At 67.5% G+C, this 18,505-nt stretch carries 17 protein-coding genes; 13 read left to right on the top strand and 4 right to left on the bottom strand.

The annotated features are described in order from the left end of the window. Positions 1 to 2 precede the first annotated feature (2 nt). The 8 genes from ALA01S_RS18450 to ALA01S_RS18480 all read left to right on the top strand — a co-directional run bounded on the left by ALA01S_RS18450 (position 3) and on the right by ALA01S_RS18480 (position 6,640). Positions 3 to 911, top strand: a complete 909-nt coding sequence (locus ALA01S_RS18450; protein ID WP_066339275.1) for a hypothetical protein — start codon at positions 3 to 5, stop codon at positions 909 to 911. A gap of 193 nt (positions 912 to 1,104) precedes the next feature. Continuing rightward, a complete protein-coding gene (locus ALA01S_RS18455) occupies positions 1,105 to 2,826 on the top strand; it encodes a tail fiber domain-containing protein (RefSeq protein ID WP_169805958.1) in 1,722 nt (573 codons plus the stop codon). 257 nt (positions 2,827 to 3,083) lie between these two features. Then, the gene (locus ALA01S_RS18460) at positions 3,084 to 3,566 is read left to right on the top strand and encodes a hypothetical protein (RefSeq protein ID WP_066339281.1); all 483 of its coding nucleotides are present in this window, start codon (positions 3,084 to 3,086) and stop codon (positions 3,564 to 3,566) included. Positions 3,567 to 3,574: 8 nt separating this feature from the next. Next, entirely contained in the window at positions 3,575 to 3,853 is a 279-nt protein-coding gene (locus ALA01S_RS18465; RefSeq protein WP_157119108.1) for a hypothetical protein, read from the top strand. Position 3,854: 1 nt separating this feature from the next. Next, positions 3,855 to 4,973, top strand: coding sequence for a glycoside hydrolase family 24 protein (locus ALA01S_RS34455; protein ID WP_238455850.1), 1,119 nt, complete (start codon positions 3,855 to 3,857; stop codon positions 4,971 to 4,973). 2 nt (positions 4,974 to 4,975) lie between these two features. Next, positions 4,976 to 5,356 carry a ubiquitination-like system serine protease family protein gene (locus ALA01S_RS18475; RefSeq protein WP_066339287.1) on the top strand — a complete coding sequence of 127 codons (381 nt, stop codon included), beginning with the start codon at positions 4,976 to 4,978 and terminating at the stop codon, positions 5,354 to 5,356. After that, positions 5,356 to 5,529, top strand: coding sequence for a hypothetical protein (locus ALA01S_RS33205; protein ID WP_157119109.1), 174 nt, complete (start codon positions 5,356 to 5,358; stop codon positions 5,527 to 5,529). The genes ALA01S_RS18475 and ALA01S_RS33205 overlap by 1 nt, the downstream gene beginning before the upstream one ends. 325 nt (positions 5,530 to 5,854) lie before the next feature. Then, positions 5,855 to 6,640, top strand: coding sequence for a PEP-CTERM sorting domain-containing protein (locus ALA01S_RS18480; protein WP_169805959.1), 786 nt, complete (start codon positions 5,855 to 5,857; stop codon positions 6,638 to 6,640). 140 nt (positions 6,641 to 6,780) lie between these two features. Here ALA01S_RS18480 and recC read toward each other — a convergent pair whose 3' ends face one another. Next, positions 6,781 to 10,248 (bottom strand): exodeoxyribonuclease V subunit gamma, encoded by a 3,468-nt coding sequence (gene recC / locus ALA01S_RS18485; protein WP_066339293.1) that lies wholly within the window; start codon positions 10,246 to 10,248, stop codon positions 6,781 to 6,783. Positions 10,249 to 10,729: 481 nt separating this feature from the next. Continuing rightward, on the bottom strand, positions 10,730 to 11,050 hold the full coding sequence (locus tag ALA01S_RS18490) for an H-NS histone family protein (protein ID WP_066339298.1): 321 nt from the start codon (positions 11,048 to 11,050) through the stop codon (positions 10,730 to 10,732). A gap of 1,381 nt (positions 11,051 to 12,431) precedes the next feature. On the opposite strand from ALA01S_RS18490, the gene ALA01S_RS33210 reads away from it, so the two are divergent. The 5 genes from ALA01S_RS33210 to ALA01S_RS18510 all read left to right on the top strand — a co-directional run bounded on the left by ALA01S_RS33210 (position 12,432) and on the right by ALA01S_RS18510 (position 17,730). After that, the gene (locus tag ALA01S_RS33210) at positions 12,432 to 12,659 is read left to right on the top strand and encodes a hypothetical protein (RefSeq protein ID WP_157119111.1); all 228 of its coding nucleotides are present in this window, start codon (positions 12,432 to 12,434) and stop codon (positions 12,657 to 12,659) included. A gap of 1,033 nt (positions 12,660 to 13,692) precedes the next feature. After that, positions 13,693 to 14,172 (top strand): VOC family protein, encoded by a 480-nt coding sequence (locus ALA01S_RS18495; protein ID WP_066339320.1) that lies wholly within the window; start codon positions 13,693 to 13,695, stop codon positions 14,170 to 14,172. Positions 14,173 to 14,299: 127 nt separating this feature from the next. Next, positions 14,300 to 14,773 (top strand): GFA family protein, encoded by a 474-nt coding sequence (locus ALA01S_RS18500; protein WP_066339302.1) that lies wholly within the window; start codon positions 14,300 to 14,302, stop codon positions 14,771 to 14,773. Between the two features lie 102 nt (positions 14,774 to 14,875). Continuing rightward, entirely contained in the window at positions 14,876 to 15,787 is a 912-nt protein-coding gene (locus tag ALA01S_RS18505) for an SHOCT domain-containing protein (RefSeq protein WP_066339310.1), read from the top strand. Between the two features lie 98 nt (positions 15,788 to 15,885). Then, on the top strand, positions 15,886 to 17,730 hold the full coding sequence (locus ALA01S_RS18510) for a glycoside hydrolase family 15 protein (RefSeq protein ID WP_066339313.1): 1,845 nt from the start codon (positions 15,886 to 15,888) through the stop codon (positions 17,728 to 17,730). Between the two features lie 28 nt (positions 17,731 to 17,758). Here the strand turns inward: ALA01S_RS18510 and ALA01S_RS18515 are convergent, their stop codons facing one another. Both ALA01S_RS18515 and ALA01S_RS18520 read right to left on the bottom strand, forming a co-directional pair. Continuing rightward, a complete protein-coding gene (locus ALA01S_RS18515; RefSeq protein WP_066339316.1) occupies positions 17,759 to 18,025 on the bottom strand; it encodes a helix-turn-helix domain-containing protein in 267 nt (88 codons plus the stop codon). Between the two features lie 69 nt (positions 18,026 to 18,094). Next, on the bottom strand, positions 18,095 to 18,505 hold a 411-nt coding region (locus tag ALA01S_RS18520; RefSeq protein ID WP_157119112.1), incomplete at its 5' end, for an ABC transporter substrate-binding protein.

Here is an 18,505-nt window from a genome sequence, read left to right on the forward strand (position 1 = left end):
GCATGCAGTACATCGTCCCAACCAGCATCGGCGACTCGATGCTGGTGAGCAGCAGCGTGCCCGAAACGGATTACGGCGAGTGGTTCGCGGGCGCCGTCTACGCCGCCGACCAGTACGTGATCCGCAGCTCGATGCACAGCGTCTACAAGCGCGTGGTGGCCGGCAACACGACCACGCCGCCGGAGCAGGACGCGATCAACTGGGTGAGAGTTGGTCCGACAAACCGGTGGGCGATGTTCGACCGCGTGGTGGGCACGAAGACGGCGGCCACCGCGCCGGCGCTGGACCAGGACGCGGTCATCACGGTGACGCTCAAGCCCGGCCTGGTGCGCGGCCTGGCGCTGCTGGACCTGGACGTCGACGGGCTGACCGTCGAAATGGTTGCCAGCGGCGAGACGGTCTATCGGCGCGACCTGGATCCGCTGGGCAGCCTCGAAGACGTGGACAACTGGTGGGACTACTTCTTCGACGCCATCAAGCGCCGGAACCTGCTGGTGCTCACCGATCTGCCGCCGTACGCAGACGCCGAGATCACGCTCACGTTCCGCGGGCGCGGCGCCATCTCGATTGGCTCGTGCATCGTGGGGCGAGCCTACAGCCTGGGCAACGTGCTCGTGAACGCATCGACCGGCATCACGGACTACAGCGTCAAGAGCCGTGACGAGTTCGGGGCCGTGACCCTGGCAGAGCGCCCGTTCAACAAGCGCATGAGCCTGCCCATCATTCTCGACACGGCCCAGGTCGATGCGTTCGTCTCCCGCCTGTCGGCCGTGCGCGCCACGCCGGTGGTCTGGATCGCGTCGACGACCAAGAGCAGCCTCGTGATTTACGGGTTCTACAAGGACTGGTCGATCACCATCCCAGGCCGCGTCAAGAGCACTCTCAGCATGGAAATCGAGGGCCTGGTTTAGCCGGTCCGCACAGCAGTTACCTCATCAACAAAGCCGCCTTCGGGCGGCTTTTTCCATTTCCGCCATGGAAACAGGTTTCGCAGAAGTCGGCGTTGCTGGCGTCGGCACGTCCTGGGTGCCGCTGACTTCGTCTGCGCCGCCCGTCACGTCACCGCCGTCACCGCCCGTCCTAGTTGGCAAAGGAGCGTTCTACGTGAGCTTTACTCCACTACCGCCCTCGCCGTCGCGCAAGGACCCGGTCAATTTCAATGACAGGGCTGATGATCTGTTCCCGGCGTTGGCGAACTTCGTTGAAGAGGCGAACAAGCTGATTCCCGGGGAAACCGCCGCCGGTCTTGCGCAGTTTTTGGCGACGGCCGATGAGGCAAGGGGTGCGGCCCTCGTCGCGTTCATGCCCTCTGGCGCCGGCGCTGTCAGCCGCACGGTGCAGCAGAAATTGCGGGAGTTGCGCACGGCGGGTGACAGCGCCGGCGGCACGAATACGGCAATTGGCACGAATGCGCTGAGTGCCACCACCACCGGCCAGAACAACACCGCGGTTGGGTCGCAGGTGCTCACCGCGGCGACTGTCAGCAACGCAAACGTCGCGGTTGGCCGCCAGGTGATGGAAAACCTCACCTCTGGCAGCAACAACACCGCCGTAGGCACCACGGCGATGCAGGGCGCCGTAGGCGGCGACAACAACGTCGCCGTGGGCCTGTTTTCACTGCGTGAGCTCAACAGCGGCTCCAACAACACTGCAGTCGGCACCCACAGCATCCAGTACCTGGGCAGCGGAAGCTGGAACACGGCTGTTGGCTTCGGTGCGCAGATGGGCTGCGCCACCGGAAACACGAACACCGCGTTCGGCTACCGCAGCATGTATTGCGGCGGGGACAGCGGGACCGGAGCCGGCGACAACAACACAGCGGTTGGCGGCTATGCCCTGCACAGTCTCGCGGCCGGCTTCTCAAACGTCGCTTTTGGGCTCAATGCGGGCTTCAACATAACGTCTGGAGCCGAGCACATCGCCATCGGCGCCAACGCCCTGTTCCGCATGAATGCCGGCAATGGCAGTGTTGCTATCGGAACGCGAGCTCTCTACAACTTGACCGCGCCATCCGGGCAGAACCTGGGCATCGGCAGCGACGCCGGCTTTGGGCTGACGACCGGCGCAGCAAACGCTGCGCTTGGCTACAACGCGCTCAAGGCCGGAACAACGGCCAGCAACACAGTGGCTGTTGGCCACCAGTCGTTGGTCTCGGCAACCACTGCCAACAATAACGTGGCTGTCGGTCAGGCTTCCGGCTCAAGCATCACCACCGGATCGAGTAATTCGGTCATCGGGTACGCTGCTGGCGCGGGGCTGACCACTGGATACCAGAACGTGGCCGTTGGGGCGGGAACCTCCATTGGTGCAACGCGGTTCCAGAACACCGTAATCGGCTATTCCGCCAGCACGGGGGAATACAGCAACTGCTCCGCCATCGGCTATGCGTCCTCGGTCACTGGCGACAGTCAGGTCCAGCTCGGCGGCCCTGGTACCACCACTTACGTCAACGGAGCACTGCAGAGCCGATCAGACCTTCGTGACAAGGCCGATGTCCGCGACACGAAGCTTGGACTCGACTTCATCAACGCGCTGCGTCCCGTGGATTTCCGTTGGGATCGACGCGACGATTACGGATGGGGTCCGCGCGACGGATCCAGGCGCGGCAAGCGATTCCATCACGGCCTCATTGCCCAGGAAGTGAAGGCGGCGTGCGCGTCCGCTGGCGTGGACTTTGGCGGCTACCAGGATCACAGCGTCAACGGGGGCATGGACGTGCTCTCCCTCGGTTATGAAGAGTTCATTGCTCCACTCATAAAGTCGGTGCAGGAGCTTTCTCAACGATTAGTTGAGATTGAGAGTCGCATTAAAAGCGCCAGCGACTGAACACCGATGTCAGCGCCCCGCTTCGGATACCAACGGTTCCCATGGAGGCGCAATGCCTAGTCGTCAAATCAGGCCACCACTTTCTGATGAAGAAATCGAAAAGTTGCGCGAGCTACTTATACGTGAGGCGCGGGTTACTTGGCTTTGGAGCACGGCCCGCACCTGGGCCGTGTGGATCGCCGCCGTGGTCGGCGGAGTGACTATCGGGTGGGACACGCTGACAAAAATCGTGCGCTCGCTCGGCAAAGGGTGACCAAATGGGAATCACGACAGCCGTGCTGTACCGCTTACGTTGGCTGGCCACAGCCATGATCGGTCTGTGCCTTGGGCAAATCACGGTCTGGGGCTTGGACAGGGAACCGCCATTCAAGCTTCAAGGCTATGCCGTCGAGCGGCCCGTCCACCCCGGCGGGCCGCTTCGCATCACGCTTTCCGTCGCCCGCGACTTGCGCCAGTCGTGTGACGTGCAGATCACGCGGTACATCGTTGATGGCGGCGGCTTTCGCTTCTACATGCCACAGATCGGCCTTGATGCCCATGCCATCGCCGAACTGCAATCCAGTTCCCGCGACGAGAACCGAATTCTGATCCAGATGCCAGAGGACGCGGCACCAGGGGATGCACGATTCGGCAACGCGCTCAGCTATGTCTGCAACCCGATCCACAGGCTGTGGCCGGTGCGAGTGGCCTTCGAGGTGCCTTTTGACCTCACACCCATACCCGTTGCCCAGGAGCTGTAGCTGTGGAAATGAAACTTCCCCTGGTTGAGACGCGCCTACTCTGGGACGGACGCGTGTGCATCGTCCGCCAGGATGACGTCGAGGTGCGGCTGCCATGGCGCCCGCCCGTGCTGTCGGCGCTGGTGATGGAGGCCGACTACGCGCCGGCCGTGCGCGTGCAGGACGTGCGCGAGCTCGGCTGCTGCAGGCGCGACATGACGGCTGCCGAGGCCGCCGCCGTGGCGGCCTGGATGGCGATGTTCATCGGCGCCGTGCGCGTGCAGGCGCAGCTGGTGACGGGAGGCTGACGTGCTGCCCACCACCGAGATCAAGCGGCTGCGGGCGGCACTGGTCGACACGAACGTCCAGGCTTTCCTGGCCGTCATCCGGGCCGGGGAGGGCACTGCGGGCGAGGACGGGTATCGCACCAGGTTCGGCGGCGGCCTCTTCGACTCGCTCATCGATCACCCGGGTGGCACGGTCTCGGCCAAGTCTGGCGGCCGGGTGCTGGTCAGCAGCGCCGCCGGTGCCTATCAGTTCCTGCTCAAGACCTGGCGCGAGTGCCAGGCCGCGCTGGCGCTGCCCGACTTCTCGTCGGCCAGCCAGGATCTGGCGGCCGTGTTCCTGATCGATCGCCGCCGGGCGCTGGTCGACGTCCTGGCCGGGCGAATCGAGGCCGCGATCGCCAAGTGCAACCGCGAGTGGGCCAGCCTGCCGGGCAGCCCCTACGGGCAGCCGGTGGTGTCGCTGGCGCGCGCGCTGGAAACGTACCGCGTCGCCGGCGGCGTCTCGCGCCCGGCCGGCACGCCGGCGCCGGTCGAGGCGCGCGACATCCCCACCGAGCCCGTGACCCGCGAGCGCGCGCAGGCGCTCGCCCCCAACCCACAGGAGCCCGCCATGGCGCCCTTCATCGCCGCGGCGTTGCCCGCCGTCATCAACGCCGTGCCGGAGCTGGCCAAGCTCTTCGGCAGCGGCTCCAAGGTCGCCGAGCGCAACGCCAAGGCCGCCGAGGTCGTGGTGGGCATTGCCCAGGACGCGCTGGGCGCGCGCAACGCGCAGGAGGTGGCCGAGCAGCTGCAGAGCGACCCGGCCGCGGCGCCGGCGGTGCGCGCGGCGGTGCAGGAGCGGTGGTTCGAGCTGCAGGAGGCTGGCGGTGGCGGCATCGAGGGCGCGCGCAAGGCCGATGCCGCGTTCGTGGCCGGCAGCGGCGACATCAAGCGCTCGCCGTCGTTCTGGATCGCCGTGGCCCTGGTCCCATTGGTCTACCTGATCGTGGGCAACGTCGTCGGCCTGTTCGGCAGCCCGCTGTCCGACGAGGTGCGCAGCGCCATCAGCAACGGGGTCGTAGGCCTGATCCTGGGCGCGGTGTCGGGCTACTACTTCGGGCAGACCACCACGCGTAACCGCACGCCGGCGGGCAAGGAGTGAGCATGGATCCGCTCTCGAAAGTCCTTCGCACCGGCGCCGACGGTGCCTTGTACTTCTGGTGCCTGGGCTGCGACATGCCGCACTGCGTCATGCATGGCGCTGGCGGCGGGCCGCGGTGGACGTGGAATGGCGATGCCGACAAGCCGACGCTGTCACCCAGCGTGCTCGTGCAGTGGGACCACCTGAGTCCTGCGGCGCGCGAGCGCAACGCCGCCTTCTACCAGGAGCACGGCCGGTACATGACGCATATCGAGCTGCCGTACGACGTCCACCACGTCTGCCACACCTTCGTGCGCGACGGCCGCATCGAGTACTTGGGCGACTGCACGCACGACCTGGTCAACCAGACCATCGACCTGCCCGAGTTCCCGGAGGGATGGTGATGCGCGCGCTGGCGCTCCTGCTGCTGGCCGCGGCGCCCGCGTGGGGCCAGTACCTGCAGCCGCTGGCGCCGCCGCTGGATCCGCTGGCCGAGACGCGCATCTGCGGCGCACCAGCGCGGGACGTGCGCGGCGAAATCAAGCGCAGCTCGGCATGGGTCACTTCTCGCCTTTGATGCTTGGCGCCTACGCCACGGCGCCGCAGATCGTCATTCTCGAAAGGTGACCCTTTTTGTGCTGGATGCGAGGCCCAACACCGCAGAAATCTCCCGCAGTTGCCATTTGAGTGGTTCGGGGCTGCCGGGCCTCGCGGGCGCAATTTTAGGGGTGGCCGCTTTTGCGCACTGGCGTCAGCATGAGCTGGTGACGCCGCCCGCGGCGTCATTGCCCTGGAACCCCCTCTACCGGGTGCCTGAGGCTATGGGAGGGCCACCCCGAAGGGTGATGCACTCGCGCGCACGCACGCCCCACGCTGGCCGTCCCATAACTCTGGAGACGGCAATGAGACGCAGAAGAAGAATGGTCTTGGCCGCGGCGGCGCTCGCTGCGGCAGCCGGGCCAGCGCTGGCGGCAGTCAACTCGACCGCAGCCCTCACCAACATCCGCTTCGAGCTGGTGGATCTGGCGCCCGACGATGGCGTTGATCCGTGGGCCCAGTATGTGAGCGGCGTCAGGGCGACGGCAAAGGTCTACGGCGCGCCGTTCTGCTGGGGCATTTGCATGATCGACGGCGCGCCCATTGGTGAGCCGGCAGCAGCAAGCGTGAGCAAGGATGGCGGCACAGCCTTCGCTGCGTACTCGGTGACCGGGATGTTCGCCGGTGGCAGTGCTACGCCCGGCGACGGCATGGCCGGCCGCTACACCGGCCACAGCTGGCTTAAATCCGGCAGCAGCACGCCGCTTTTCCGGCTTGGGGCGTACACGGGCGTGCGCATCACCGGCGACTATTCGGTGACGGCGACAGCCATGAACGCCGGCGGCCCGCCGGAGCTGTCCGGCGCCTACGTGTTCGGGTACGGCGCCCTCGCGGGCGGCTACACCTTGGAGTACGTGCGCGCGTCGTCGGATGGCTCGGACGGCCCGTCCTTTGCGCACGACACCGGCACCTTCTCCATGATGTTTAGCAACGACAAGGCGCGCACGGTGGGTGCCTGGGGCGGCCTGCAAGTCGGTGCATTCGGACGCCAGGTGTCACCCATCCCAGAACCGTCCACCTACGCCCTCATGGCTGCTGGCCTGGGTGTTGTGGGCGTGGTGGCGCGCCGACGCAGGGCCGACATGGGGTAGTAGCCAAGCTCAAGGCCGGCCCGTGCGGTACGCATTCCCGCGCGCGGGCCGCACGCCTAAATCCCGCAAATCAACTCCAAGCCTTTGATTAACAAGGATTTCAACTGCCCCACAGGGGCAGCCGCAGGGCGTCCAGCAGCTCACTCATCGCCATCTTCCCCGGCGGCGCCGTCGTCGTTGCGCAGCACGCTCACGCCGGTGCGGGCCCAGGCGGCCAGCGGGCCGTAGAGCTGCGGGGCAAGGTCGGCGAAGCGGCCGTCCTGCGCCAGCGTTTCGAAGTCGGGGTACAGGCGCGCCAGGCAGGGCTCATGGCCTTCAGGCGCCACGGGGCTGAAGCCACCGCCCTCGTACACCTCGGCCGCCTTGTCCGGCTTGTTCTCGGCCACGAAGGCCAGCGCCGTGCGGCAGGCCAGGGGCAGCGGCGCCTGCATGCCCAGCCGCCACAGCGACAGCAGCACGCGCAGGGTCTCGGCGGCCTCGGCCTGCGGCAGCGGCTGCAGCGCCAGCACGGCGTCGCGCGAGACGATGCGCCCAAGCAGCGGCACGCCGCAGGCGCTGGCCACGAGCTGGCGCACCCAGTCGTCCACGAGCTTGTCGGCCCGCGCCGCGCCTTTTTTTTGCAGCACGCTGGGCGACAAGCGCAACTGCAGCGGGCCGCCGCTGCCCGCGCGCAGCTCGGTCAGCCAGTCCTCCAGGCGCACGCCGCCGTGCTCGAAGCTCAGCGCCTCCTTGGGCGCGGCCTGCGCGTGTTCGCGCTGCAGGTGCAGCCACTGCCGGTGCATCCACTGCGCGGGGCGCAGCAGCTCGTCGCGCTGGCGCTCGCCCAGGGCGTTCATGGGCAGGCGGCCGCTGCGCTGGATGCGCTGGGCGCGGCGGGCGATGTCCGCGGCCGTGCAGTGGTGGGCGTCGGCCAGCAGCTCGCTGATGAGCGTCCAGGCCTCCAGGCCGTTGACGCCGAAGGGCTCGTCGTCCTCGCTGGCGGACTCGGCCTCCTTGAAATTCACGTTCAGGCGGCGCAGGAAGTACTCCGACACCGGGTTCTTCACGAAGGCGGCCAGGCGCGAGACGGTGAGCACTGGAGACTCGGCCTCCAGACCCGGCGCCGCGGTCCCCGCTGCCGCCCCTTCCGCCGTCCCTTGTGCCGTTCCCATGGCCGCCCCCGCTGCCGCCTCGCCGGCATGGTGCGCGGCGCGCCACTCGCGCGCCCACGTGCGCAGGCCGTGCGGGCTGGCCTCGAAGTAGCGGCGGCTGAAGGGCTGCAGCGGGTGCTCCACGGTGAGCTGGCGCGCCGTGTGTTCGCCCCAGCCGGCATCCAGGTAGTCGCGCAACTGGGCAATGAGCACCGAGGGCGGCTGCTCGCTGTTGTCGCGCACGCTGCGCCCGCTCCAGCTCATGTAGAGCTTGCGGCGCGCGGACAGCAGCGCCTCCAGCATGAGGTAGCGGTCGTCGTCGCGGCGCGAGCGGTCGCCGGGGCGGCGCTGGCCGGGCAGGGCCATGAGGTCGAAGTCGGCGCGGTGGGTGCGGCGCGGGTAGTCGCCGTCGTTCATGCCCAGCAGGCACACCACCTCGAACGGGATGGCGCGCATGGGCATGAGGGTGCAGAAGGTGACGCCGCCGTCCAGGAAGCGGCGGCGCAGCGTGGGCTCGTCCAGGCCGGTGAGCCAGCCCTCGCGCAGTACGTCCAGCGGCACGGCCTCCTCGAAGCTCGCGGCCTGGCAGGCTTCCAGCCAGCCCTGCAGCGCTTCCTGCGCCAGGCCGAGCTGCCGGCGCTCGGCCTCGTCCGACGGGTCGAAGAACGTGTCGAGCAGCTTCCTCGCGTGCTCGGCCCATTGCAGCGGCGTGGCGTCGGCCGCGGCCAGCTCGTGCCAGCGGTGCAGCTCATCGACCAGCACGGCCAGCGAGCCCGCCACGGCCGCCTCCAGGCCGCCGACCTCGCCGTAGGCCTCGATCTCGTCCCAGGCCGCGCCCTCGCCCGCGGCGTAGCCCAGCAGCATGCGGCGCAGGCCGAACACCCAGGTGTTCTGGCTGCCGCAGGCCTCAAGGCCCAGCGCGGCGCGGTGCCCGGCGTCCAGGCCCCAGCGCACGCCGGCGCCCGTCAACCATTGGCCGATGCGGGGCAGCTCGTCCTCGGTGACGTCGAAGCGGCGGGCCAGGGCGGGCACGTCCAGCAGGTCGCGCACCTCGGTGAGCCGGCAGCGCTGGCGCGGCAACCTCAGCAGCCACTCCAGGGCCACGAACAGCGGGACGTGGCCGCGCTGCTGCAGGTCGGCGATGCCGTAGGGGATGTGGCGCGCGTCGCCCGCGCCGTACTGGCCGAAGACGGCGCGGATGTTGGGCGCGAAGCGGTCGATGTCCGGGACCATGACCAGGATGTCGCGCGGGCGCAGCGGCCCGCCGCCCGGCGGCTCGGCCAGCAGTTGCAGCAGCGCGTCGTGCAGCACCTCCACCTCGCGCTGCGCGCTGTGGGCGACGTGAAAGACGATGGAGCGGTCACCCTCGGCCACGCCGCGGCGCGGGTGCTCGGCGGTGGGCAGCAAGTCGCGTATGGCGGCCTGCACCTGGGTGAGCAGGGAGCCGGGGGCGCCGTCGCCGGCGTCGAACAGGTCGATGCGCGGCAGGGTGGTTTCGCGGCCCAGCGCGTGGTCGTCGAAGGCGTCGAGCTGGCGGACGAAGTCGCGGCCCTGGCGGCCCCAGGCGGCCAGCAACTGGTGGGAGTGCGCGTGCATCTCCTCCAGCGACACGGCGGCCAGCTCGCGCTCGCCGCGGCATTGGAAGCGCCGGCGCTGCAGCTGCAGCAGCTCGCGCCCGTCGATGATGTCGGCCCAGTGGTACTGGCAGGGGTTCACGACCGCCAGCAGCACCTGCGTGTGGCGCGAGAGCGCGGAGAGGGCTTCGAGCATCTGCATGGGCAGCTGCGACAGGCCGAACACCACCACGCGGCGCGCCACGGGGCTGCGCGGCGCCTGGCCGCTGTGCAGCGCGGCCAGGAAGCGGCGGTGGATGTGCGGGCGCACGGCCAGGCGCTCCTCGTCCGTCAGCTCCTGCAGCAGCTCGCGCCAGAGGGTGCTTTGCCAGCGCTGCTCGTCCGGCACGGCGACGAGCTCGCCGTCGGCGCGCTGGAGCTGGTCGCGCCCGGCGCCCCAGATTTCCAGCCAGTCGGCGCGGTGCACTTGGTACTGGTCGTACAGGTCGGCCAGGCGGCGCGCGAGCTGCAGGCGCCGGCCCACGTCGCCGCCGTCCAGAAAGCGCGCCAGCGGGGCGAACTCGGGGCGTTCGAGCTGGCGCGGCAGCAGCCGCATGAGGCGCCAGGTGAGGGGAATCTCGTCCAGCGGCGACTGTGCCGGCACGCTTTGGCGGCCCAGCACCTGGCGGTAGCTGCGCCAGAGAAAGCGCGCGGGCAGTTCCACCCGCGCCGCGGCGCACACGCCTTGTGCTTGGGCCAGGGCCATCTTCAGCCACTCGGCCACGCCGTTGCTCTGGACGAGAAAGACCTCCGCCTCCAGCGGCGCCAGCGGCTGGCTCTGCAGCCAACTGACCACCGTCTCCTTGAGCATTTCAAGCCGGTTGCCATGGAGCACCATCAAACCCGTGCCGATTTCGGCGCTCATGTGGCCGACCTCCGTAACCCGTTCTTCCACGCGCCGCCGGCCCACTGCCGACGACTGGATATTTTCGCAGGGGGCAACACCGCCGGCCGTGCCCGATGTCTCGTTTTCGCCTCAAGGCCCGCCTGCGCGGCAGGCCCTTGAGGCCCAAGCGCACGAAAGCGCTTGAAAGCGTTCAGCAACGCCCACGGCGGCACGGCCCCCGCGCATTTTCCGGCTGCCGGGATTCGGCAACCTGAAAAATGCCTGAGCTACCGGGTTGGCCGTTTCGAAGGCCCGGCGGCCGCCATTTACGGTTGTGCTGCTTGAATCGAAAGCCGCCAAGACCGATTTGCTGCGGCCCTGCCATATTCCGCAAATCCCCAGAATTCGCAGGCCATGGCGGCGCAAGCGTTTGAGCTATCAAAGCAAAAAGCCCCGCACGAGGCGGGGCTGATAACGCGGCCGGTGTGGGACCGCGGGTGATTCAGGATTGGAACCTGGATCAGGCCTTGATGGCCAGATCGTCCAGCGACTTGCCGCTTTCCAGGGCTTCGGTAACCCACTTCGGCTTCAGGCCGCGACCAGTCCAGGTCTTGCCGGAGGCCGGATCCTGATACTTGGGGGCGACGGTGCCGGTTTTGCCACCGGTTTCGCCCTTTTTGCTGCCGCGAGCATTGCTGGTCAGGTCTTCGACGCTCAGGTTGTTCTGAGCCATCAATTCCTTGATGGTGTTGATCGCTTCAGAGCGCGAATTCTCTTGCAGTTGCTTGATCTGACGCTCGAGGTCTTCGCGCTGCTTCAGAAGGTCTTGGATGTTTGCCATACGCTTTGCACCTTAGGTGAATGTCTTGGACATTTCTGATCTGTAGCGACTTGCCTTCACCGTAACTCGACGTACCGAGTACTTACCATGTTGCCGGCGGGTTGCGAAACCTGCCGGGGACTTTGGAGAACTCCTGGAGGCCGGTATGTTCGGTTCGGCATTGCGCGGAACGAATAATGCCACAACTGCGCTAACTACGAAGCCGCTGCATCAAAAAATTTTCAGTGCATCTGCATTGATTGCATTGATGAGAACCTGCCTTCACTTACAACGATGGGCACATACCCGATTCCTGGACGGTGCCGATCTCCGCAGGACCTGAGTATGAATCCCGGTTCCCGAGTCGGCCTGGGGCGGGTTGGGTGGGTTGCCGCCATGTTTGGAAGGCGAGAAGCCGGCACGCAGTTGCTGCAAGCCGTGCCGGGAAAGCGGGGATTTCCAACTGAATTTCAAGCGTGAGCGCAGGGCATGGCAGCGGTGCCTGATTTCAGTTCCCGGCCCTCTTTGAGGTCCACCGTGAATACGGCCTTGGCTGACCCTGGCGCATTCAGCAAGTACAGGGTTTGCCGCTGTGTGTCACAGGCCCATGAAAAGAATCATGCCGTGACAAAGACACGCTGCGGTCGTATTGCCTGCCCGTCGCCCATGCCGGTCTCATTTCGGAATGCGCCGATTCCACAAGCTGCGTGAGGAAACTTGTCCGGCATCAGCCGTGCTTCCCGCGCATTACCAAGACCGGCCGCATGCCGAGACGCGGGGCGCGCGTGATTTGCCCTGCGCCTTCGCAGTGGATGAATTCGTCGCACAGGCGGCTTAAAGGTCGGACACCATTGAGCCATCATTCTTGATTCAAATACCGCAGCACTTTCTGCCGATTCCGTGCCGGCCTGTTCGACCGTCATCGGCAACAAACTGGCTCCCCGACCCTCCCCTGTTTCTGGGGAGGCACACAGCAGCCTCAGAGGGGACCTCTCCACCGCAAGTCCGGATATTGGAAACAATTTGTAATCAAAACGATGTTTTTCCGGATTTAAACGCCCGGGAAGAAAACTTTCGCCGAGCCGGTGAGGGTTGCGCCTTTTGTGAAGTTCTTCACGCCAACCTTAAAGCCGGGAGCACTGTGGCGAAATGTTCGTGCCGGAGTTTTGAGCATTCAGCTTGATCCGATCCGTGGCGGCTGCTAGGCGCGGACCCATAAGCGTTTGCAACGCGGGCAGCACAGAACGTCACACATTAACAACGGCTTCAGCTCAGAACGATCGGCTACCTCCCGATACTTGTTGGCAACGCGTGCGGCAAGGGATGCACGGGGGAGGCGAAGCGTCGCGCATCCCAATTCCGGGCAGCTTGCACGCCAGCAGCAAGGACGCGGAGGAAACCCATGCGCCGCATGGATACAAGGGCCTGGACGGCCGGCTTCATGGCCGGCGAAGTTTTCGCCGGCAACTGCCCATACACGCATGGTTCGTTCGAGGCGCTGGATTGGTTCGGCGGCTGGATTGAAGGTGCAACAAATGCACTGGGCCGCGACGAATCTTCGGATGTCCCATCTTCCCTGGGCTCCACGACGGAACGGCAATCCACGGCCTGGCAACTTTTGCGCCATTGAAGCGGGCTCATCAGAGCGACCGGCGATTTTCCTGCAGCCCTGCGCCATATTGCGGTGCAGCATTTTTCCGCGGCTGGCGGCCCGGCCTTCTCCAGGCAAGCACCTCTGCAAGACTTATACAAGCCTTAAATCCGTCCTCCGGGCTTCGAAAAGTGCTGGGTTTTCCCCGGGTGGTCTTCCGGTGCTGACTGTGCGCCGCCAAAGAGCCGGCAAAAAATCCTGAAGCCGGTCCGGCATTCGGGCGCCAACAGGCCTTGACGGTGGGGCAGGCACAATTTCGCAATTCCATATGGGTCGGCTTGTAGCCGCGGTGCGGCACGGTGGTCCGGATCGGTCTTTCAACGTGTCAACCGCGGGATGCCGGCCAGATGCAAGCATTTGCAGCCCAACCTGCCCATATCAGAGGGGAAGGCTTTTTCCGTGGCCTGCGCATCAGCGAATCGTTACGGAAATCACGGCTGCAACCGGTTCGGCAAGCCGGCTACAGGCGGTTCATCGTGTGACTGGCTTCATCACTGTGTAACGGCATACCGGAACTCTTCGGCATAAGCCGGATTTGCGGCCAGGAATTGCGAATGCCGCAGCCTTGAATCACCCCGCTGTCCTGCCATGGGCCGGCTGTTGCCGGCGGCAACAAAATCGCATTTGGTATCAAGGTCCCTGGGGGATGGGTCCCACCCGGGTTTGAGCCTGTCACCTGCATGGCGGGTAATTCTCCGCCTGATGCCTTGCGAGGCTGCCGCACGGGGTCGGTCCACGGTCTCGTCATCTCCAGCCGCAAATAGATGGTGACGAAAGTCCGGCCTCACTCGAATACCCGGCCGTGCGGCCTTCGCCAAACCGACAAGGCCAGTGCCGCCGATTCGCCGCGCGCCGAGCGGCAAAAAGGATGTGTCGGGCACGCCGGTGTGCAGGGCTTGATTCCGTCGTCGTGCCCGCTATGCTGTATGTATATACAGTGTTCCAGCCGTGGCACTGGTGCGGCCCGCGGTTGGGCGCTTGGTTTTCAAGGCCCGCCGAAAGGATGCAAGCCATGGCTGACCCGGTGCGAAAGATTCCCGAGGGCTACCTGTCCGTGACGCCTTATCTGACGGTCAAGGGCGCGGCGCAGGCCATCGAGTTCTACAAAAAGGCTTTTGGCGCTCAGGAAGTGATGCGGCTGCAGGCGCCTGACGGCTCGGTGATGCATGCGGAGATCCGCGTGGGGCAGGGCGTGCTCATGCTGCATGACGAGGCGCCGCAGTGGCAGGCCTACAGCCCGTCCACGTTGGGCGGCTCGCCTTGCAGCCTGATGTTCTACGTGGAGGACGTGGACGGCGTCGTCCAGCGTGCCGTGGCCGCTGGCGCCACGCTCACCATGGCCGTGGCCGACCAGTTCTACGGCGACCGCTGCGGCGCGCTGAAAGACCCGTTCGGCCACAAGTGGCACATTGCCACCCACGTTGAGGACGTGCCGGAAGACGAGATCCGCCGCCGTGCCGCCCGCATGTTCGAAAGCGCCGAGCGGTCCTGATCGGCCGCGCCTGACCTCACCGCTGGATACACATGGGCTGCCGCCTTGAACCATGCGGCGTGCCTCGCCGGTACAAGGTGGCGGCTTTGGGCGGCGCGCCGCCGTTTCACCCCGGGAGCGGTTTGACATGCATCTCCAAGGTTCCTGCCATTGCGGCGCCGTGCGTTTCTCGGTCGAGTCGCACGAGCCCGTACCGTTCATGCGCTGCTATTGCTCCATCTGCCGCAAGACGGCGGGCACGGGCGGCTTTGCCATCAACCTGGGCGCGGACAAGGCCACGCTGCAGGTGCAGGGGCGCGAGCACCTGAGCGTCTACCGCGCCCGCATGGAGGACGGCAGCCGCAGCAGCGGCGAGCGCCACTTCTGCAAGCACTGCGGCACGGCGCTGTGGCTGTGGGACCCGACCTGGCCGGATCTGGTGCACCCGCACGCCGGGGCCGTGGACACGCCGCTGCCCGTGCCGCCGTCGTCCACGCACATGATGCTGGGCTCCAAGCCGGCCTGGGTGGAGGCCAGCGTGCAGCCGCAGGACGCGCGCTTCGACGAGTACCCCGACGAGTCGCTGGCCGAGTGGCACCAGCGCCACGGGCTGCGGCGCTGAGGCGGGCGCGGCGCCGACAATCGGCGTGCGCCGCCGGCACATCCCGTGCCGCCGGCGCATTCATCCGGGTACCGCCGCAAGGCATCCCGCAAGAGGTCATTGATGCAACAACTCAGCCCCGAAGGCCGCCAGGCCCTAGACGACATCGCCCGCCGCCACGGCTTCAGCAGCGAGGCCGTGACGTCCATGCTGTGGTCCGTGGTGCAGGGCAACGGCTCCATGGCGCAGTTCGGCCACCCGGAGTTCGGCGGCGCCGGGCAGTGGATGCGCGGCGGCATGACCATGGTCTCCGACATGTTCAACAACGCGCTCAAGGCGCGGGTGGATGGCCTGTGCAACGAGCTCTCGGCGCTGGTGGCCAATCAACCCGGGCTGGTGCAAAGCGGCAGTTTTCAAACGCAAAGCCAGGGGTCCGGCTACGGCGGGCAGGGCGGGCAGCAGCAGTCGTCGTGGAGCGGCGGGGCGCAGCCGTCGCCCGGCGGCTTTTCCGCGTCCGGCGGCGCCAGCCTGTTCGTCCCGGCGCCGGGCGGCGGCGACTGGTGGGGGCCCAGCCTGCGCTGGCCCGACGCCACGGGCGCCCAAAACGGCGTGCGCTACGCCTACTTTTCGCAGGCGCGGCGGCTGGCCATCGAGGTCAATGGCCGCGTGACCATTTACGACACGCTGGACCACCACATTGGCGGCTTTTCTCAGCAGCAGTCCGGCAGCGGCTCGCTGAGCTTCAACAGCCAGTACGGCCTGGTGGACGTGGTCAGCCTGCCCGTGGTGTCGGTGGACGGGCAGGCGCCGGCCGCACCGGCGCCGGTTCAGGCCGCGCCCGCGGCCTGGGGGGCGCAACCGCCTTCGCCGGCGCCGGTGCAGTCACCGCTACCGTCCAACAGTGCCGCGGGCGGGCTGCCGCAGGGGCTGGACGTGTTCGCCGCCATAGACAAGCTGGCCGAGCTGCACGCCCGCGGCGTGCTCACCGCCGAGGAGTTCTCGGCCAAGAAGGCGGAGCTGCTGAGCCGGCTGTAAGCGGCTGCCCCTGTGGTGGGCCGGGTAGACCGGGTGGGCGCGGCGCAGGGCGCCCTGTGCCTTCCCGGGTGCGGAACGCCTCTTGCCCCGGGTGGTCGGTGCATTACCCGGACATCGAATCCCACGGCGTCATCGGCAACCTGCGCACCACGGCGCTGGTGTGCAGCGATGGCAGCATCGACTTCTTCTGCTTCCCGCGCTTCGACTCGGAAAGCGTCTTCCTCTCGCTGCTGGACCCGCAGCGCGGTGGGCATTTCAGCGTGCGCCCGGCGCACCAGGACATGCGCACGCGGCAGATGTATTTGCCCGATACCAATGTGCTGGTGACGAGATTCATGTCGCCGGCGGGGATGGCGGAGGTGACGGACTACATGCCCGTGTCCGAAACCGGCGCGCCGCGCAGCGCGCTGGTGCGGCGCATCCAGGGCGTGCGCGGGCGGCTGGCGCTGCGGGTGCTGTGCGCGCCCCGCTTCGACTATGCGCGCGCCCTGCTGCCGGCCCGGCTGTCGCAGGACGGTCGCTGCGCCGTCTTCGGCGACCCGGCCGCGCCCGGCCCCTTGCGGCTGCGCGCCACGGTGGAGATGGCCGTGCGCGACGGCGACGTCGATCTGCAGGTGGAGCTGGGCGCGGGCGAGGAGGTCGCCTTCGTCCTGGAGTGCGTGCAGGAGCGGCCCAGCGAAGGCCCGCTCGACGACTTCGTGCAGCGCTCCTTCCAGGACACCATCCGCTTCTGGCGCGGCTGGAGCGAGCGCTCCAGCTACCGCGGGCGCTGGCGCGAGATCGTCCAGCGCTCGGCCCTGGTGCTCAAGCTGCTGTCCTCGGCTGACCACGGCGCCATCATCGGCGCGGCCACGTTCGGTCTGCCCGAGCACGTGGGCGGCGAGCGCAACTGGGACTACCGATACTGCTGGATACGGGATGCCGCCTTCACCGTCTACGCCCTCATGCGGCTGGGCTACACGGGCGAGGCCGAGGCCTTCATCGGCTGGGCCCACGAACGCACCCTGGACCACCATGCCGGCGAGCCGCCACAAATCCTCTACGCCGTGGACGGGCGCCACGTCGGCCAGGAGGTGGAGCTGTCGCACCTGGCCGGCTACCGCGGCTCGCGTCCGGTGCGCGTGGGCAACGCGGCGGCGGGGCAGCTTCAGCTCGACGTGTTGGGCGAGCTGGTCGATGCGCTGTACATGGCCGACCACCACGGCGTGTCCGCCTCCATCGACGTGTGGCAGGGGCTGTCGCAGCGCATCGACTGGTGGTGCGAGCACTGGGACCAGCCGGAGGAGGGCATCTGGGAAATGCGCGGGCCGCGGCGCGATTTCCTCTCCGGGCGGCTGCTGAGCTGGGTGGCGTTGGACCGCGCGCTGCGCATGGCGCGGCGCTTTGCCCGGCCCACGCCCTGGGCGCGCTGGTACCAGGCGCGCGACGCCATCGCGCTGCAAATCCTCACCGAGTTCTGGAACCCGGAGAAACAGGCCTTCGTCCAGACGCGCGGCGGCGACACGCTGGACGCAGTGGCGCTGCTCATGCCCATGGTCAAGTTCGTCAGCCCAACGGACCCGCGCTGGCTCTCCACGCTGGAGGCCATCAGGCGCGAGCTGAGCATCGACGGGCTGGTGGCGCGCTACTCCACCACCAGCGCCAGCGGCGTGGTCAACATCGACGGGCTGCAGGGCCAGGAGGGCGCCTTCACGCCTTGCTCGTTCTGGCTGGTGGAATGCCTGGCGCGCTGCGGGCGCGTGGACGAGGCGCGGCTGACCTTCGAAAAGATGCTGACCTACGCCAACCACCTGGGCCTGTACGCCGAGGAGCTGGGCCCAAGCGGCGCGCAGCTGGGCAATTTCCCGCAGGCGCTCACGCACCTGGCGCTCATCAGCGCCGCGCACGCGCTCAACCGCGCCCTGGAGGAAGGTCCCTCGACTTGGGCGCGCGAGCAGGGATGACACGCCCGGCGGCGCCGCGCCGTCCGCTTCAGGACTCGGCTGTCTGGCCCTGCGGCTGCACGGCCACGCCCAAGCCGTAGAGCGCCAGCAGGCCGATGACGTGGCCAACGGCCACGCCCGGCTCGCCGGCTTCGATGCGGCCGATGGTCTGCACGTGCACACCCAGCCGCGCCGCGGCGGCGGACTGGCCTTCGCCCGCGGCGGTGCGCGCCGTGCGGGCGGCGGCGCCCAACTCGCGTATGGCCTGCAGGGCCTGCGGGGAGATGTCGGTGGAGGTTCGCTTGCCTTGTGCCATGGGCGGGATTGTCGCCGTGCCGTGGGCGGGCTCCACGCCGGGCGGCCGCAGGGGGACGGGGCTGCGGCTTCAGCGGACGACCGCCAGCTCCATGCGCTCGCTGCCGTTGCGGTAGGTGTAGAGCGTGAGCGCGCCGTTCTTGATGTCGCCCCTGGCATCGAAGGCCACCGTGCCCGTGACGCCCTTGTAGGCATTGCCGGCCAGCACGGGCAGGTATTTCGCCGGTTCGGCCGAGCCGGCCTTGGCCATGGCGTCCGCCATGGCGAGGGTGGCGTCGTAGGTGTAGGGCGAATAGATCTGCACCTCGGTACCGAAGCGCTTCTTGTAGTCGGCCTTGAACTTGTCCAGCGCGGCGCGCTGCGAGGCGTCCACGCCGCCGGCGATGGCGCACACCACCGCGTCGTCGGCCAGCGATCCGGCGGCCAGCTTGGGCAGCTCGGCGGTGCACACGCCGTCGCCGCCCATGAGCCGCGTCTTGAT

This window comes from Azohydromonas lata NBRC 102462 (assembly GCF_001571085.1).
Taxonomy (GTDB): domain Bacteria; phylum Pseudomonadota; class Gammaproteobacteria; order Burkholderiales; family Burkholderiaceae_C; genus Azohydromonas; species Azohydromonas lata.

What these genes read in the sequence shown, in the direction of transcription:
- ALA01S_RS18450 (WP_066339275.1), top strand. Translation starts at nt 3, where the DNA reads ATGCAGTACATCGTCCCAACCAGCATCGGCGACTCGATGCTGGTGAGC.
- ALA01S_RS18460 (WP_066339281.1), top strand. Translation starts at nt 3,084, where the DNA reads ATGGGAATCACGACAGCCGTGCTGTACCGCTTACGTTGGCTGGCCACA.
- ALA01S_RS18465 (WP_157119108.1), top strand. Translation starts at nt 3,575, where the DNA reads ATGAAACTTCCCCTGGTTGAGACGCGCCTACTCTGGGACGGACGCGTG.
- ALA01S_RS18475 (WP_066339287.1), top strand. Translation starts at nt 4,976, where the DNA reads ATGGATCCGCTCTCGAAAGTCCTTCGCACCGGCGCCGACGGTGCCTTG.
- ALA01S_RS33205 (WP_157119109.1), top strand. Translation starts at nt 5,356, where the DNA reads ATGCGCGCGCTGGCGCTCCTGCTGCTGGCCGCGGCGCCCGCGTGGGGC.
- ALA01S_RS18480 (WP_169805959.1), top strand. Translation starts at nt 5,855, where the DNA reads ATGAGACGCAGAAGAAGAATGGTCTTGGCCGCGGCGGCGCTCGCTGCG.
- recC (WP_066339293.1), bottom strand. Translation starts at nt 10,248, where the DNA reads ATGAGCGCCGAAATCGGCACGGGTTTGATGGTGCTCCATGGCAACCGG.
- ALA01S_RS18490 (WP_066339298.1), bottom strand. Translation starts at nt 11,050, where the DNA reads ATGGCAAACATCCAAGACCTTCTGAAGCAGCGCGAAGACCTCGAGCGT.
- ALA01S_RS33210 (WP_157119111.1), top strand. Translation starts at nt 12,432, where the DNA reads ATGCGCCGCATGGATACAAGGGCCTGGACGGCCGGCTTCATGGCCGGC.
- ALA01S_RS18495 (WP_066339320.1), top strand. Translation starts at nt 13,693, where the DNA reads ATGGCTGACCCGGTGCGAAAGATTCCCGAGGGCTACCTGTCCGTGACG.
- ALA01S_RS18500 (WP_066339302.1), top strand. Translation starts at nt 14,300, where the DNA reads ATGCATCTCCAAGGTTCCTGCCATTGCGGCGCCGTGCGTTTCTCGGTC.
- ALA01S_RS18505 (WP_066339310.1), top strand. Translation starts at nt 14,876, where the DNA reads ATGCAACAACTCAGCCCCGAAGGCCGCCAGGCCCTAGACGACATCGCC.
- ALA01S_RS18515 (WP_066339316.1), bottom strand. Translation starts at nt 18,025, where the DNA reads ATGGCACAAGGCAAGCGAACCTCCACCGACATCTCCCCGCAGGCCCTG.